Genomic DNA, 15111 nt, shown 5'->3' on the forward strand with positions numbered 1-15111 from the left:
CCGGCTCAGCTGTTCTGCAGGAACGTGTCCAGGACGCGGGTGCCGAACTCGAGGGCGTCGATCGGGACGCGCTCGTCGATGCCGTGGAACAGTGACGCGAAGTCGAGGTCCGGGGGCAGCCGCAGCGGCGCGAACCCGTAGCACTGCATGCCGAGCCGGAAGAACGACTTCGCGTCGGTGCCCCCCGAGAGCATGTACGGGATGGCCTTGGAGCCGGGGTCCTCCGTCCGCAGCGCGGCCGCCATGGCCTCGACGAGCGGGCCCTCGAAGGGCGTCTCGACCGGCGGCAGCTCGGTGACCCATTCGCGGGTGACGTCCGGGCCCAGCAGCTCGTCGACCTCCTGCAGGAACGCCTCCTGGCGCCCCGGCAGCACCCGGCAGTCGACGACCGCCTCGGCCGTCGACGGGATGACGTTCGCCTTGTAACCCGCCGACAGCATCGTCGGGTTGGCCGTGTCGCGGATGGTGGCGCCGACGATGCGCGCCAGCGGCCCGAGCTTGGCCAGCGACCCCTCCAGGTCGTCCTCGGGGAACTCCAGGCCCGTGAGCGCGCGCATCTCGTCGAGGAACGCGCGGACGGTGTCGGTGAGCACGAGCGGGAAGGTGTGGTTGCCCAGCCGCGCGACGGCCTCCGCGATGCGGGTGACCGCGTTGTCGTCGTGCAGGAACGAGCCGTGGCCGGGCTTGCCCTTGGCGCGCAGGCGCATCCAGGCGATGCCCTTCTCGGCCGTCTCGATCAGGTAGACCCGCTGGTCCTCGCCCAGCGTCAGCGAGAACCCGCCCACCTCGCCGACCGCCTCGGTGCAGCCCTCGAACAGGTCCGGGCGGTTCTCCACCAGCCACTGGGCCCCGTACTTGCCGCCCGCCTCCTCGTCGGCGACGAACGCGAACACGATGTCGCGTGGCGGCACCACGCCCTCGCGCTTGAACCGGCGGGCGACGGCGATCATCATCGCCACCATGTCCTTCATGTCGACGGCCCCGCGCCCCCACACGTAGCCGTCCTGCACCGCGCCCGAGAACGGGTGCACCGACCACTCGCTCGGGTCGGCGGGCACGACGTCGAGGTGGCCGTGGACCAGGAGCGCGCCCCGTTCCCGGTCGGCACCCTCCAGCCGGCAGAAGACGTTGCTGCGGCCGGGGGCGCCCGAGTCGAGGACCTCGACGTCGTAGCCCACCTCGGTCAGCTTCGCCGCGACGTACTCGGCGGCCTCGCGTTCCCCGACGACCGTCGCCGGATCACCGGTGTTGGAGGTGTCGATCCGGATGAGTTCCGAGGCGAGCTGGACGACCTCGTCGACAGCGGAGTTCTGGCCGGTCATGGCGATCTTCCTACCATCGCCGGTCCGGTGACGGGGGCCGGATGTGGGTGGTCTATCCTTTGCCTCGTCGCGGTCACCGCGGCAGCAAGTCCGAGTGGCGGAATGGCAGACGCGCTAGCTTGAGGTGCTAGTGCCCTTTAACGGGCGTGGGGGTTCAAGTCCCCCCTCGGACACAAACCCTTGCCCCACGTGGTCGATGGACGCCTCGGCCCTCACGGTCCGAGGCCCGGGTCGATACGTGAGCCGCAGGCCGAGCTGCTTGTAGACCTCGGCCTTGTCAGCCGGGTCGGCCCGAGCAAGCACGCCGCGGATCCCGCTGACGGACTCAGCGAGATCGCGGATCTGCTGACGCGACAGCCTCCCGGACGTTCGCTCAGGACGGCACTGCTGCGCCTCTGCCTCGGCCCGCCGAGCCTGGACCTCCGCGATCCACCCGGCGACCAGGACGGGATCCGTCCCCGCATCCAACGCTTCGCGGTACCGCGCGATCTTTCGATCACAGTCGGCGATGACGCCAGCCGCGGACGCCTGGGCCCCGTCGACGTCGCCGGCGGGCTGCGCGTCGTACATCGCCTCGATGGACTCAGTCAGCCGATGAGGGGCGAACGCAAGCATCAGCCACTCGTCCAGCGGCGGCAGAACATCCCGCTCACGGAGGTAGACGTTGCGCGGGTGCGCCACCCGGTTGGCCAGCGCGTACTCGTCGGGAAACCGGCACCGGTAGTGGGCGTGACCGTGGTTCCACTGTCCTTGCATCCGACGCCCGCACACCCCGCAGAACACCAGTCCGCGCAGCACGTACGACCGCGAGACTCTGATCAGCTGTCGACCCCGGCCCCGACCCGCCGCAGCGAAGATCTGCTGCGCTCGCTCGAACGTCGCGACGTCGACGATCGGCTCGTGCATGGTCTCGGCCGACCACACCCATAGCCCGGGGTCGTTCCAACGCATCTTCGTGACGTGGCCCAGGCCGACGTCCTCGACATCGAGCAGGACCTCGTCCTTGCGCTGCTTGTTCCAGACCTGCCGTCCCGTGTAGCGCGGGTTGATGATGATCGCTCGCACGGCCGACTTCGCCCACGCGACGCCGCAACGATGGGCGTTGCGTCCGGGATCTCGGGCAGACGGTGACTTGACCCCGTCCCGAGTCAGGCCCTCGGCAATCGCGTAGTAGCCCACGCCGGAGATGTACTCCGCGAAGATCCTTCGGACGACCGGCGCCGTCTCCGGATCGGGCTCGAGCTGCCGCAGCTGTCGACCCTCGGCCGCCTTCGCCGGATTGGGGTGCGGCCCGCAGTCCTTGAGCCGATAGCCGTACGGCGGCCGGCCACCGAGGAAGCGACCTTCGATCTCTGCCTGCGATCGCATCGCCGCGCGAACGCGGATCTTGATCCGATTCCGCTCACCCTTCGACATACCGGCGAACACGGACATCACCAAGTCATGGGCCTCGGAGTCCGGGTCGATGGCACCGCCTACCTCCGGAACCCACAACGTGATGCCGTAGTGCTGCAGGACGGGGAAGGTGAGGCCGAACTGGTTGCCGTAGAACGCGCGCTGCGGCTCGCCGATGACGACGGCCTCGAAATCCGGCCCGTTCTTGATCGCCGCGAGCAGCCGGGCTGCCTCAGGTCTGCGCTTCCAAGGGATCGAGCGAGACTGGCCAACATCGAAGAACTGCTCGGTGATGACGCCTTGCTTGTCGATGAGCGCTCGGGCGCGGCTCAGCTGCCAGTTCCGCGATGCCTCCGGATCCTGGTTGTCCTCGGTCGAAACCCGCCCGTAGAACGCGAACCTCACCGGCATCGCCTCACCCCGCTCGCTCGCACGTCTGGTGCAGCCTCCGCAGGAGCGCGAGGAGCGCTCGAGCCGCGCCGGGTGTCAGTACCGGAGAGCCAGCCGGAACGTCGACCCGGATCACCTCACCGTCGCGGGCAGAAGCCGACGTGACCGTAGCGGGCGGCTCAGCCGCGGCCTCGCAATCCGACGAGACCTGTGGACAGCCCGCCGAGACGTCGCAGTCCCTCGACGCTCGCCCCATACCCACGCCTCCTCGTAGTCGAGTAAGGCCTGACGGTGAGCGGCGTGGACGACGGAGACGTGGTCCCCACGGAGCCACGCTGTCGCCGCGAAGGCGGCCACGCCCGAGCAGCGCCGCTGGTAGGCGGCGTGGTCAGGGTGCGTGGTCGCGGGCCAGGACTCCCATAGCCGTCCTCAGCAGTTCGCGGTCCCCCACTGCCACTGCGCGTCGTTGGCTGTCATGCCGGCCGCAATGCCGATGCGCGACCAAGACAGGCCCGTGAATCGCGCTGCCTGGACGGCGCCCTGAAGCTTGTTCTGCGCGTCTGCCATCTGCCGGGCGAGATCGTGGACGGCGAGCTCGGGCAGCTGTCGGTGGACGTGGCCTTGCCACTCCGCAAATGCGGATGGTTCGACCTCCGAGCCGTCGACGCTCTCAGGGGCCATGCCAACGCCCCTGAGCGAATCTCCGAACGGGTAGAACTGCACGCCGCGCCAGCCACAGGTGCAGGCCGAGCGCCAGCCGATCACCTCGGAGGCGGTGTGCCTGCCTGTCTCAGTGCCATCGAGCAGAACCGGTAGCGGGTACCCGGTGTGGACGTAGGCCGGCCCGTAGCCGGTGTCGTGAATCCACGCCATGCTGTCCTCCCGCACTAGACCGTTCGCCGTCGTCGCAGGTTCGGTTGACGGGTCGGCTGCTTCGTGGTCGATCCGTGGCCGCAGAAGACCACGGGTCCGCAGGACCTCCTGGTGGGAACGTCTGCGCGCGAGTACCTGCGTACGGCGGCCATGGCGAGCTGATCGGCAGCCTGCCCGACCGCGCTGGTGTGTCCGGTGACGGACGGCGCCTTCCGCAGTCGCCAGTCGGTGACGCCGGGAAGCTGTCGGGGGCATCTGCCACGCTTCGTGGTCATCGATCACGAATGGGAGGCGCCCATGCGCGTCGACTACAGGGCCGCGTGGGTGCCCTTCGATCACGACAACGGCCAGACCCCGGCACTGCTCTCGCTCGCGGTCGACTGGGTCGAGCGGGGGTGCGTCGCGCAGGGGACGAGCGGGGTGCTGATCGTGTCGAAGAAGCCGATCAACGGCTACCCGCAGCCGATCCAGGCGTTCGCGGCGCATCACGAGGGCACGAGCCGACGTGGCAGCGCCCCTCGCCGCAAGGCGCCCGGGCCGGTGCTGGCCCACAGCCTGTCGCTCGACGATCTCGACTACGCCGAGCACCTGGCGCGCGGCTCGTCGCTGTGCGCGACCGAATGGCCGGACGTGCCGCTGGCCGGATGGGCGGCCGCGCGCGGCGCGCTGAACCTCGTGACCGGCGAGATCACCCCGCGACCCGCCGACGACGTAGTGGTGCTGCTCGATCATCTGCACTTTGTGGGGAACAACGGCTGGTCCGATGGGCCCGGCAAACGCGACGCCGGACAGCTGCTTCGCGAACTGCAGGCCGCAGCCCCCGACCTCGACGCGAACTACGTGGCGAGCTACCAATTCGGCTTGGGCGACGTCTCCGCCGATTCGGCGAAGCGCCTGCTCGCGCTCGCGAGCAAGGTCACCGTGCTGTGAGTGAGTGGCACGCTCTACCGACACTCCCACGCGCAGCGAGCCCTCAATGCGGGTCCTGGTTCCGTCCGTTGGGCCGTGCTGGGCGGCGTGCGGCGTGAGTCTCCAGGATGACGAGGTGCGCTGCCCGGAGGTGGCTGGCGAAACAGGGGCAGCTGACGTCCACGAGTCCGTCCTCGGGCTGCTGGTCGAGTCGTACGGCCTACTGGGTCAGGGCTGGCGGGACGCACTGACCGTGCAGGAATGCGCCGACGACGCTCCGTGGAACGCCGGCCGCGAGCTGACTGACGTGGGTGAGCCTGGTGACGTCCTCATCTCGTTCGGCGAGAACGCCGCCGTGCTCGCCAGTCAAGCAATTCGGCAGCACATCGGCATTCTGACGAGGGCCTATGGTTCCGATCCCGAGGTGCCGGATGGTGGGCCCGAGGCGCACCGGTGGCCACACGCCGCCGTATACGCACCTGCTCGCGCCATCGCCGAGGGCACCGCGCTGGTCGGCTGGCTACTCGATCCCGAGCCGGGCCGTGCCGAGCGGGTTCAGCGGGCCGCGCGGTTCGCGCTGTGGTCGTCACCGGGCCGCTGGACGAACACCATCGAAACCGCCGGCTTGAGCGTGGGTGTTGACGACAACGGCACTCCTATGCTTGAAACCGGGGAGGGGGCGCGCCCGTTGTCGCCGGGGACGCTGGTCAGGGCTGTGCATGGGAGCCGAGCGCAGCGTAAGAACAGCAGGTGGAGCAAGCTGCTCCACAATGACCCTGGGCTGCTGGCACCGCTGGCATCGATTCGGTTCGATCGCGAGGGCGCGCACATCGGCTCGCAGATTCGCGAGGATCAGCACCTCGCACTCGCTCTCGATCTGACCGAGCTGATCAGGAGGGCAGGGGCGCGGCAAGCTGCGTACTGGGGGCGGAGTGCCGGATCGCTTCCGGAGGCGTGCGACCGGGTTCGGGACAGTATTAGCCCAGTGCTTCCCGACGTGGAGCTGTACGTCCAGGTCCGCGCGAGAGCCGTGTTCGAGTAGCGCGCGTCCTCCCATGGAGCGGGAACACGACGACCATGCGGGACCGTGCCACGCCCGGCTGGCCAAGGACCCTGACGTCGTCCCTGGCCAGCCGGAGATGTGTATGCAGTCGGGTGGAGGTATCAGGAGCCGGCCTCCGCCTCCCCCGCGTTGGTCGTCGCGCGCGTGGGGCGCTTGAGGACCCACCCGACCAAGCCGCCGCCGAGGACGACTCCGCCAAGGCCCGAGAGGAGATAGGGCCAGCGAGCAGCCAACCCCTGCCCCGGGCTATCGACGCGCTCAACCGCCGCGGCGACCTGGCTCGCGTGCGCGGCGGGCGCGCTCGCTGCGGCCGCCTCGGGCTGCGCCGCTTCCGGTTGCGTCGCCTCGGGCGGCACATCCTGTCCGAGGAACTCGCGCAGCATTCCGGTGTCGGTGATGACGTTGAAGTTCTGCCCGAAGAACGGGACCGTCATCTGGCTGTTGATCCCGTAGACCTCTCCGCGGGAGTTCACGGTAGGCCCGCCGGACATGCCCTGGTCGAAGTCCGCACTGACCTGGTGCACCGCCACGCCCTGCCGGAACTGCCGGGCGATGATCGTGCCGCTGGTGCTCGCCGGCTGGAGCCGAGAGTCCTGAAGGACGTCCGCCGGAGCCTTGCCGCCACTCAGCAGACCGGCGATGTCGATGCCATCGGTCTCGCTGATGTTCAATCCCGGAAAGCCGATGGACGTCACCGGCTCACCGAGCTGGGGTGCGTTGGCCGCGATGGCGAGCGGCTTGGCCGGCGGCAGGCCATGCACCTCGAGTTTGGCGGTATCGCCATCCTCAGCGGTCCGGAAGCTGTGCACCCGCACGATGATCGGCGAGGTGAGGACCGCGCCCGGAAGCTCCCGAGGTTGGAACGCCCACACGGTGCGCTGCGGTTCGGGAAGTCCGGGATCCAGCGGAAGCGGCCACCCGGTCTCCGGGTCGACCGGACCGTCCTGCATGTGCATGGCCAGTCGGCCTTCCTTCGGATCGACGCAGTGCCCTGCCGTGACGATCGTGGTTGGGGTGTCGAACCAGCCGGTGCAGATCGACATCACCGGCAGCTCGGGTGGTGCCGCCGGATCCTGCGGCTCTGCGACCGCGACCATTGCGAACGGGTCGATGGGTTCTTCCCAGATCGTGACGAGCCCGACGATCGACTGCTGGAGCGACTCCAGCTGCGCCGAGTCTATGAATGTGTTCAGCGCAGCCGGCGAGGGCTGGATCGCCGCAAGGCCGGGTACCGATGTGGCCGACGGCGGCGCTGTGCCCGAAGTAGTCGCTGCCCCGGGCTCGGGCTGCCCGGTGTTGGGTGAGGGCGTCACCGGCGGTGGCACGGCGGCCGCCGATGCGCCGGTTACGCTCACTCCCACGCAGATAGTGATCAGGGCGATACTCGCGACTCGCAGCCAGCGTGTGGACGACGCCGCTGCCGGAACAACTCGCATTGGTCCCCTCCTACCTCGTCGAGAACGGCCCTGCCCAGGTGGAGTGGCGGTTTGCCACGGGTGACCAACCTGAGCCAGGTGATTCAGCCATGTGCACCTCGTCAACCAAGGGCGTCAACTGGTGACCGCGGTGGGCGGCTCACCATTCGTGCCCAGCTGCGGGTCCCGCTCGAACACCAACGGAGAGTGGCACAATGGCCACCCATCTCGTGGGCGATTGGTGGAATTGGGAGGCCGGCACTCACTCTGAGTCGTCCACCGGAGGCGGGTCCGCTGCCGACGTCCGCGTCCCACCTGAGGCTCGTCCAAAAAGCTCGAGCGCGACGGAGCTGCCACACCTCAGGTGAGCTGCGGTCCGCTCGCACCGCCGCGTCGCTCGATGCGATGGGTGCAGGCTGCTGTGGATCGGGGCACGGGATCGACGATGCGCGTGCCATCGTCGGTGCGGATGCGGCACAACGCACGGCCGTCGCGGTGCGACCAGCTGGGAAGGGGACCGTCAGCGACCCGCCAGTAGCCCGGGGGCTCGGCTCGCACCGGGCGCCGGCAGACCGGGCAGCACAGGTTCTCCACGGGCTGCCACCGGCGCTCCTCATGGCCGGACGGACCGGGAATCACCACGCGGCGGATCGTCACGAAGGCCTCCTCGATTTGACCGGCGCCGACCGTGCTCCCCGGGCGTGGCTGGGCTGTGCCGCGCTGCGTGGTCATCCCGCCACCCCGGGTTGACCACACGGGAGCCACGCATCGGTAGCGCCTGGCTCGGACGCTTCCATCCGTGATGAAGGGAGGTGGGGCGGTGACGACGGGCGGTGCAGAGGCAGCCCGGGCGTGGGCGGCGCGACGCCGACCGTCTGCGTCGCGGCGAGGCCGGTTATCGGTCGCGGGGGTTGCTGGTGGGGTCGGTGCGACCACGGTCGCCACCGCGATCAGCGCCATCGATCGCGGGGTCTTCGTCGGTCGACCGGTCGACGTCCTGGTGTGCCGGGCGACCGGCGACTCATTGGTCCGCGCCGGACGCGCTGCCCAGCTCGTCGCCGCGGCAGGCGGCCGCAAGCCGGTGCTCGCGGTGACCGCAGCGGACGCGTCTGGGCCGAGCCGCCCGATGACCGCGCGGCTGCGATTGCTGGAGCCGCATGCCACTGCGGTGGTTGTACTGCCGTTCGTACGCCGCTGGCGCGAACTCGCCGTCCCGTTGGACGAGGTTCGCGGCCTGCTGGCTGTACCGCGGACCGAGCTGCCCCGCAGCCTGCGCCGCTACGCGCGCGCCGCGCAGGACTTGCGCGACCTGATCGACGGCCGCTCCCCCGCCCCGGCCCGCCCGATTCTCGGGCGGGCCTCTACTCCTCCAACCCTCGGGAGCAACCGATGAAAACTGAGATACTCGACGTACCGAACCCCGATCCCATCGCACCGCCCGGGCTGGGGGAGCTCGCCGGCGAGCTGCTCGGCTGGCTCAAGTGGGGCGTCATCGTTTCCGGTGTGCTCGGGATCTTCATCTGCGCGCTGATGCTGATCATCGGACGGCGGAACCGATCCGCGACTGCGTATGAAGGCCTCGTCGGATCCGCGTGGGTGATCGGCGGCCTTGCACTTGCGTCGGTGGCCGCGCTGCTCGTCGGGGCGTTTCAGATATGAAGCCTCTCCTCACGCCTACCCCGCCTGAGGGCGCGCTGCGCGCTACGTCGATCGCCTCCTCGATCCCAGTCGGTGCGGCATCATGACCGCCTTCACACAACCAGCCCAGGGATGCGGTGCATTCGACCTCAAGTGCCAAGCCGGGGAGGCCATCGGATCCGCGTTCCAGGCAGTCGTCACAGAGGTCGCCCGCGGTGCTGCCGATCTGGTGGTGACCACCTCCACATGGTGGGTCGAGACCGACAGCATTGACCCCACCGATCCCGCCGTGATCTCCGCTCAGGGCGTCACCCGTCACTTGATCCTGATCATCCTCGTCGGCTCGGTGCTGGTGCAGGCGATTCGGCTCATCCTGTCCCGCAAGGGCGAGCCCCTGGTCATGGTCGCCACCGGGCTCCTCCGCTACGCCGTGGTGTCCGCACTCGGCCTCGTCGTCCTGCAGACCGCGCTTCAGGCCGGAGACGCGCTCGCTACCCAGCTGCTCGACGGCGCCGCGAGCAACTTCGCGTTGCTGATGCAGGACGTCCTCGTCAACGGCGGCGGCACCTTCCTGGTGCTGCTGGTCTCGCTGATCGCCGCGGTGCTCTCGCTCGTGCAGTGGGTGCTCATGGCGATGCGCCAGGCCGGGCTGCTGGTACTGGCCGCGATGCTCCCGCTGGCTGCGTCCGGCTCACTGACGCGCTCCACCCGCGGCTGGCTGGACAAGCTGATCGTGTGGCTGATCGCGATGGTCGCCTACAAGCCTGCCGCAGCGTTCATCTACTACATCGGGTTCTCCTACTTGTCCTCCCCGGCCGCCACCGAGGCCGGCGACGTCGGCACGATGATGACCGGGATCATGGTGCTGCTGCTGGCCGTGATCGCGATGCCGGTGCTGCTGAAGTTCTTCGCCTGGTCCGGCACTCAGATCGGCGGCGGAAGTAGCGGCGGGTCCGGGTTCCTCGGCGCGGTGGGCGCGGTCGTGATGTCGCGGGGTCACGGGAGCGGCGCGATTGACCGTGCCGCCGCGATGGAGGCCGGCGGACCTGGTTCCTATACAACGTTCGGCAGCTACCCGCCCCCGGCTGGCGCTGCTCCGGCCACCGCAACGGGCGGATCGGCAGGATCGGGCGCGGCGCGCGCGGGAGCCGCAGGGGCTGCAGCAGGCGGTGCGGCAGCGGCCGGCGCTGTCGCCGGTACAGCCGCCATCCGCGCCACAACTCGCGGAATGACCGACAATCCCGAGGCCGGTGAACGGCGGTGAGCACCACCGAGCCGCATAGCACGGACAGCGGACCACGGCTGTACGGGAACTGGCGCGCCGAACGCGGCTGGGGCGTCGGGTCACTGTCGACGGCGGCGACGATCGGCCTGTTCCTCGCGGTGCTGGCTCCACTGCTCGCGGTGTCGGCGTTCCCGGCCGCAACGGTCCCCCTGTTGGGTGTCTCAGCCGTCGTGGTTGCCGCGACAGTGGTCCGGGTCGGCGGGGTCAGCCTGACCGACGTCGTCGTCCGACGCGTGCGCTTCCACCGCGCCCAGGCCGCCGGGTGGACGGAGCTGTCCGGCGGCGTCCTCACCGAGCACCCGCGCGGTGCCGACCTTCCCGGGGTGCTGGCGCCACTGCGTCCTCTCGATGTCGATGACGGCCGCGGCGGTCGGCACGCTCTGCTGTGGCACCGTCGCACGGGCACGCTCACCGCGGTCCTCCGCTGCTCCCCCATCGGCCTCGACCTCGCCGATCCGGACCGCGCCGACGCCTGGATTGCGGCGTGGGGCGCGTTGCTGGCCGACCTCGGTTACCTGCCGCTGACGAAGCACATCTCGGTCACCATCGACACTGCCCCGGCCGGCGGCACGACAGTCCGCGACCACATCGCCGCGGCGCTCGACCCGGCGGCACCCGCCTTGTCCCGACGCATCCTCGACGAGCTGGCCGAGCTGACGCCGACCACCAGCGCGGAAGCCGATACACGTGTGGCGGTCTGCCTCGACCCGGCACGAGCACACCCTCGCCCGGCGGATCTGCTCGCCGCCGCGGTCGACATCGGCCGTCGTCTGCCCGCGATCGAGAACAACTTGGCCGCCTGCGGTGTCGCCGTCCTCGGCCGCGCCACGACCGGCTGGCTCACCGGCCGCATCCGGACGGCGTTCGACCCGCAGCTACGCCCCGACATCGCGCGACTGACCGAGTCGGACTCGCTTCTCGGCTGGCGCGACGCCGGCCCGGTCGCCGCCCGCGAACGGTGGGACAACTACCGCCACGAGGGCGGTCTGTCGGTCACCTGGGCGCTGCGCGAAGCACCCCGCCAGGCGGTCGATGCGGGTGTGCTCGCTCCGCTCCTCGCACCGGGCCCGTTCCCTCGGCGCACCACCTGGCTCTACCAGCCCTACCCCGCCGAGCAAGCCGCCGCGAAGGTGGAGAACGAGGTGACATCCGGGCAAGTGCGCCGCGCCTGGGCCGAACGCACCCGTCGCGACGAGACCCAGCGCGAGCGCGATGACCGGGCGCGCGCACTGCAGTCCGCCCGCGAGGAAGCCCAAGGCGCCGGCGTGGGCCGGTTCACCCTCTACGTCACCACCACCGTGCTGCACGACGACGACCTGCCCGCTGCCGTCGCCGACGTCGAACAGCGGGCCGGCCAGTCGAAGCTGCGGCTGCGCCGGCTCCGGGGCGCTCAAGCAGCAGGTTTCGCCGCCGGCCTCGGAATCGGGATCGACCCCGCCGACCTGCTCACCCATCGCCGCAACCGCTGAGGGAGGTCACGATGGATCACAGCGAACCCATTCCTCGAGCGTGGGGATGGCCGCTTCCCGGTGGCGGCCGGGCCGGTCATGTGGAAGCCGGGAACCGGTTCGCCGGCACCACCAGCCAGGTGTGCGGGCTGTTTCCCTTCGCCACGCCATCCGGGTCCGACGTGCGCGGCGTCCCCGTCGGCCGGCACCTGCACACCGCCGAACCGATCGGGCTCAACCCCGCGCACTGGCTGCGCACCGGTCTGGTGTCCAACACCGGGGTGTGGGTGCAGGGCCAGCCCGGAATCGGGAAGTCCTCGATCACCAAACGCATGCTCGCCGGGCTGGTCGGGTTCGGCATGCGGGCTGTCGTCCCCGGCGACGTCAAGGGCGAGTACACGCCGCTCGTCCAGGCGCTCGGCGGGGCTGTGTGGCACCTCGGGCGAGGCCTACACGCCCTCAATCCTCTCGACGCCGGACCCCTGCGCGCCGCGCTCACCACGGCGCCCGCGGCGGAGCGCACCCGGCTGCTGGAGACCTTGCGGGCCCGCCGGCTGTCCCTGCTCGAGGCGCTGATCACGATCGTCGGTCGCGAGGAACCGGACGTCACGGAACGCCGGCTCCTCGGTGCCGCTCTCGACCTCGCAGTAGATGCCGTCGACGAAGGTGCGCGCGACCGCGAGCCGCTGATCCCCGATGTCCTGTCGGCATTGCAGTCCGCCGCAACGCCGCTCATGGCGATCGCGGCGAGTGCCGACGACGCCGATTACCGCCGCACCACGCGGTCCCTGACCAATGCGCTCGGCCTGCTGTGCGAAGGCGCGATTCGCGGCATCTTCGACCGCCCCAGCAGCGTCCGTTTCGACCCCGACACCCCCGCTTTGTCCCTGGACATCAGCGCACTGGACGACGATGACGACCACGTCGTAGCCGCCGCGATGCTGTGCTCCTGGGCGTGGTCGGCCGCCCTGGCTGACGCCGCCGCGTACGGACAGCGGCGCCGCAACGTCGTGCAGGTGCAGGACGAGCTGTGGCGCGCGCTGCGCGTCGCGCCCGGCCTGGTGGAGCGCTCCGACCGGATCACCCGCCTCGGTCGGCACCGCGGTGTCGTCTCCTTCCAGGTCACCCACTCCCTCGACGACCTCGAAGCGCTCCCCACCGAGGCCGACCGGGCGAAGGCGCGCGGCATGGCCTCCCGCAACGGCGTACTGCTACTCGGAGGCATGGCGGAGAAGGAGCTCGAAGGGCTGCGCCACATCACGTCCCTCAGCCAGGGCGAAGCCGCGCTGATCACTTCCTGGGCGGCCCCACCGACCTGGCACGCCGGCCGCGTCCACCCCGGTCGCGGCAAGTATCTGATCAAGTCGGGGCAGCGCGTCGGGTTGCCGGTCGCGTTGACGCTCACCCCGACCGAGGTCGCGCTGCACGACACCGACCACGCCTTCCACCGGGACGCACCGTGAGCAACGGATGGTGGAGGGCCGCCAGCCTGTCACCTTCACACTGCACAGGCCGCGATGTGGCACGGAGTGCTCGGTGAACCCCGGGCTGCTCCGCGAGGCGACCGCACCGTTGCTGCTCCTCGGCGCGATCGCGGCTGCCGCGCTACTGATCGGTAACCTGTGGATCGCCGCCGGAGCCGCAGCGCTCGCCGGAACCGGAACCTGGACCGCGCCACCAGCCGAGCCCGCGCTGCTGGTCGACCTACTCCGCGGCGGCTCCACGGCGATCCTCGACCCCGGAGCCAGCACGCCGCTGTTCACCGGCATCGCCGTCATGATCGTGATCACCGAGGTGGGGATGGCGACGGCCGTAGGGCTGTGGCTCTCCGGGCGCCGGAAGCCGGACAACCCGCGTCGGTCCCTCCTGCGCGCCCGCGAGTTGGGCGATCTGAACGGACCAGCCGCCATCAGGAGAGCTCAGCAGCTCCGACCGCGAGCCGGTCAGCTCGGAGCCTGCGACCAGGGGTTGCGGTTGCTCTCGATCGACCGGCGCGAGGTGTGGATGTCCTGGGAGGACGTCGCACTGATCATCATGGGGCCCCGGTCGAACAAGACCAGCGCCATCGCCGTCCCGACCGTGCTCGCCGCGCCGGGACTCGCCGTCGCCACCTCCAACAAGGCCGACCTGTGGGCCCTCACCACCGGTATGCGCGCCAGCGCAGGTCCGGTGTGGACGTTCGACCCGCAACGCATCGCCCACGTCGAGCAGACCTGGTGGTGGGACCCATTGCGCAGCATCGCCGACGCCGACCCGGCCGAACGCGTCGAAGCTGCAGCTCGGTTGGCCGGGCACTTCGTCGGCACCATTGGTGGCGATCGGCGAGACCCCTTCTTCCACGCCGCCGCGGAGCAGGTCCTCACCGCTACCTTGCTCGCCGCCGCGCTGAGCGGCGGCACCATGCGCGACGTCGTCGCGTGGCTGCAGCCGGGGCGCCGCGACGCCATCACGGCCCTGGACGAGGCAGGTGCCTTCACCGAGGCAGCCGATCTCGAAGCAACCCTGATGGGAGCGGACGTCACCACCAAGGGCATCTATCAGACCGCTCGTACCGCCACCAAGGCGCTGACCTCTGAGCGGTTGATGCGTTGGATCACGCCTCCCGATACCTGGCGCGAACCACCCGCCCAGGAACCACCGGCCGAACTGAACGTCTGGGATCTGCTCGCGTGCGCCCGCCGGGGCCGCGCGACCATGCACCTGCTCTCGAAAGAAGGGGCTGGTACCGCGGCGCCCGTTGTCACCGCCCTTGTCGACCGCATCCTGGAGATCGCCGAACTCCTCGCCCAGGCCTCCGGCGGCCGCCTCGAGCCACCGGTCGTCGCGGTTCTCGACGAGGCCGCGAACATCTGTCCGATCCGCGCCCTCCCCCAGCTCTACAGCCATTACGGCTCCCGCGGCATCCAGGTCCTCACCATGCTGCAGAGCTACCAGCAGGGCGTCGGTGTGTGGGGCGAGCAGGGCATGCAGGCCCTGTGGTCGGCCGCCACGATCAAGCTGGTCGGCGCCGGAGTCGACGACCACGCCTTCCTGCAGAAGCTCTCCGGGCTCATCGGCGACCACTACGTCGAGCGCCACTCGACGAGCGTCGAACGCACCCGGACTTCACGCCAGTACTCCCAGGCCCGCGAACCGATCATGCCGACGGCGGCCCTCCGCGCGATCCCGCGCGATCGCGCCGTCCTGCTGTCCACCGGACGCCGGGTCGGGCTCGGGCGCCTGCACCCCTGGTATCGCGAGCGCGACCACACCGACATCGGCGACTACGCCGAGACCGCACTCGCCGAGCTCCGCCGAGCTGCTGCCGCCGCGCTCGGCCCGGAGAACCCGATCAACCGGCCCGAACCGGTCGACTAGCGATGACAACGACCCG

Annotated in this window: 12 protein-coding genes, 1 tRNA gene and 1 pseudogene; 9 read left to right on the plus strand and 5 right to left on the minus strand. The window is 70.2% G+C overall.

The features are described from left to right. Window positions 1–5: 5 nt before the first annotated feature. Window positions 6–1322 (minus strand): M20/M25/M40 family metallo-hydrolase, encoded by a 1317-nt coding sequence (locus tag AB7F12_RS21320; RefSeq protein ID WP_428500618.1) that lies wholly within the window; start codon window positions 1320–1322, stop codon window positions 6–8. An 88-nt stretch (window positions 1323–1410) separates the two neighbouring features. On the opposite strand from AB7F12_RS21320, the gene AB7F12_RS21325 reads away from it, so the two are divergent. Then, a tRNA-Leu gene (locus AB7F12_RS21325) sits at window positions 1411–1495 on the plus strand. A 532-nt stretch (window positions 1496–2027) separates the two neighbouring features. Here the strand turns inward: AB7F12_RS21325 and AB7F12_RS21330 are convergent. Both AB7F12_RS21330 and AB7F12_RS21335 read right to left on the minus strand, forming a co-directional pair. Further along, a pseudogene (locus tag AB7F12_RS21330) lies at window positions 2028–3128 on the minus strand (recombinase family protein); the annotation flags it as partial. A 408-nt stretch (window positions 3129–3536) separates the two neighbouring features. Further along, complete coding sequence (locus AB7F12_RS21335; RefSeq protein WP_428500620.1) at window positions 3537–3980, minus strand: hypothetical protein; 444 nt, start codon at window positions 3978–3980, stop codon at window positions 3537–3539. A 195-nt stretch (window positions 3981–4175) separates the two neighbouring features. Between AB7F12_RS21335 and AB7F12_RS21340 the strand changes: the two genes are divergently transcribed. Together AB7F12_RS21340 and AB7F12_RS21345 are read left to right on the plus strand one after the other, a co-directional pair. Then, complete coding sequence (locus AB7F12_RS21340) at window positions 4176–4910, plus strand: hypothetical protein (protein ID WP_428500621.1); 735 nt, start codon at window positions 4176–4178, stop codon at window positions 4908–4910. Between the two features lie 94 nt (window positions 4911–5004). Beyond that, a complete protein-coding gene (locus AB7F12_RS21345; RefSeq protein WP_428500622.1) occupies window positions 5005–5931 on the plus strand; it encodes a hypothetical protein in 927 nt (308 codons plus the stop codon). A 122-nt stretch (window positions 5932–6053) separates the two neighbouring features. Here the strand turns inward: AB7F12_RS21345 and AB7F12_RS21350 are convergent, their stop codons facing one another. Both AB7F12_RS21350 and AB7F12_RS21355 read right to left on the minus strand, forming a co-directional pair. Continuing rightward, window positions 6054–7307, minus strand: a complete 1254-nt coding sequence (locus AB7F12_RS21350; RefSeq protein ID WP_428500623.1) for a trypsin-like peptidase domain-containing protein — start codon at window positions 7305–7307, stop codon at window positions 6054–6056. Between the two features lie 420 nt (window positions 7308–7727). Then, window positions 7728–8099 carry a hypothetical protein gene (locus tag AB7F12_RS21355; protein WP_428500624.1) on the minus strand — a complete coding sequence of 124 codons (372 nt, stop codon included), beginning with the start codon at window positions 8097–8099 and terminating at the stop codon, window positions 7728–7730. An 88-nt stretch (window positions 8100–8187) separates the two neighbouring features. Here AB7F12_RS21355 and AB7F12_RS21360 point away from each other — a divergent pair, with 88 nt between their 5' ends. The 6 genes from AB7F12_RS21360 (at window position 8188) to AB7F12_RS21385 (ending at window position 15095) form a co-directional block, all read left to right on the plus strand. Beyond that, window positions 8188–8760: a hypothetical protein gene (locus AB7F12_RS21360; RefSeq protein WP_428500625.1), complete on the plus strand. Its 573-nt coding sequence runs from the start codon at window positions 8188–8190 to the stop codon at window positions 8758–8760. Beyond that, the gene (locus tag AB7F12_RS21365; RefSeq protein WP_428500626.1) at window positions 8757–9026 is read left to right on the plus strand and encodes a hypothetical protein; all 270 of its coding nucleotides are present in this window, start codon (window positions 8757–8759) and stop codon (window positions 9024–9026) included. The genes AB7F12_RS21360 and AB7F12_RS21365 overlap by 4 nt, the downstream gene beginning before the upstream one ends. An 82-nt stretch (window positions 9027–9108) precedes the next feature. Then, window positions 9109–10269 carry a hypothetical protein gene (locus AB7F12_RS21370; RefSeq protein ID WP_428500627.1) on the plus strand — a complete coding sequence of 387 codons (1161 nt, stop codon included), beginning with the start codon at window positions 9109–9111 and terminating at the stop codon, window positions 10267–10269. Continuing rightward, entirely contained in the window at window positions 10266–11759 is a 1494-nt protein-coding gene (locus AB7F12_RS21375; protein ID WP_428500628.1) for an SCO6880 family protein, read from the plus strand. Before AB7F12_RS21370 ends, AB7F12_RS21375 begins: the two co-directional genes overlap by 4 nt. Window positions 11760–11770: 11 nt before the next feature. Beyond that, entirely contained in the window at window positions 11771–13201 is a 1431-nt protein-coding gene (locus AB7F12_RS21380) for a hypothetical protein (RefSeq protein ID WP_428500629.1), read from the plus strand. 73 nt (window positions 13202–13274) lie between these two features. Further along, window positions 13275–15095, plus strand: coding sequence for a type IV secretory system conjugative DNA transfer family protein (locus AB7F12_RS21385; protein ID WP_428500630.1), 1821 nt, complete (start codon window positions 13275–13277; stop codon window positions 15093–15095). Window positions 15096–15111 lie beyond the last annotated feature (16 nt).

It is taken from the genome of Pseudonocardia sp. (assembly GCF_050250275.1).
Lineage (GTDB): Bacteria > Actinomycetota > Actinomycetes > Mycobacteriales > Pseudonocardiaceae > Pseudonocardia.

Coding starts and splice junctions, on each gene's coding strand:
- AB7F12_RS21320 (WP_428500618.1), bottom strand. CDS start 1,322: ATGACCGGCCAGAACTCCGCTGTCGACGAGGTCGTCCAGCTCGCCTCG.
- AB7F12_RS21335 (WP_428500620.1), bottom strand. CDS start 3,980: ATGGCGTGGATTCACGACACCGGCTACGGGCCGGCCTACGTCCACACC.
- AB7F12_RS21355 (WP_428500624.1), bottom strand. CDS start 8,099: ATGACCACGCAGCGCGGCACAGCCCAGCCACGCCCGGGGAGCACGGTC.
- AB7F12_RS21365 (WP_428500626.1), top strand. CDS start 8,757: ATGAAAACTGAGATACTCGACGTACCGAACCCCGATCCCATCGCACCG.
- AB7F12_RS21370 (WP_428500627.1), top strand. CDS start 9,109: ATGACCGCCTTCACACAACCAGCCCAGGGATGCGGTGCATTCGACCTC.
- AB7F12_RS21380 (WP_428500629.1), top strand. CDS start 11,771: ATGGATCACAGCGAACCCATTCCTCGAGCGTGGGGATGGCCGCTTCCC.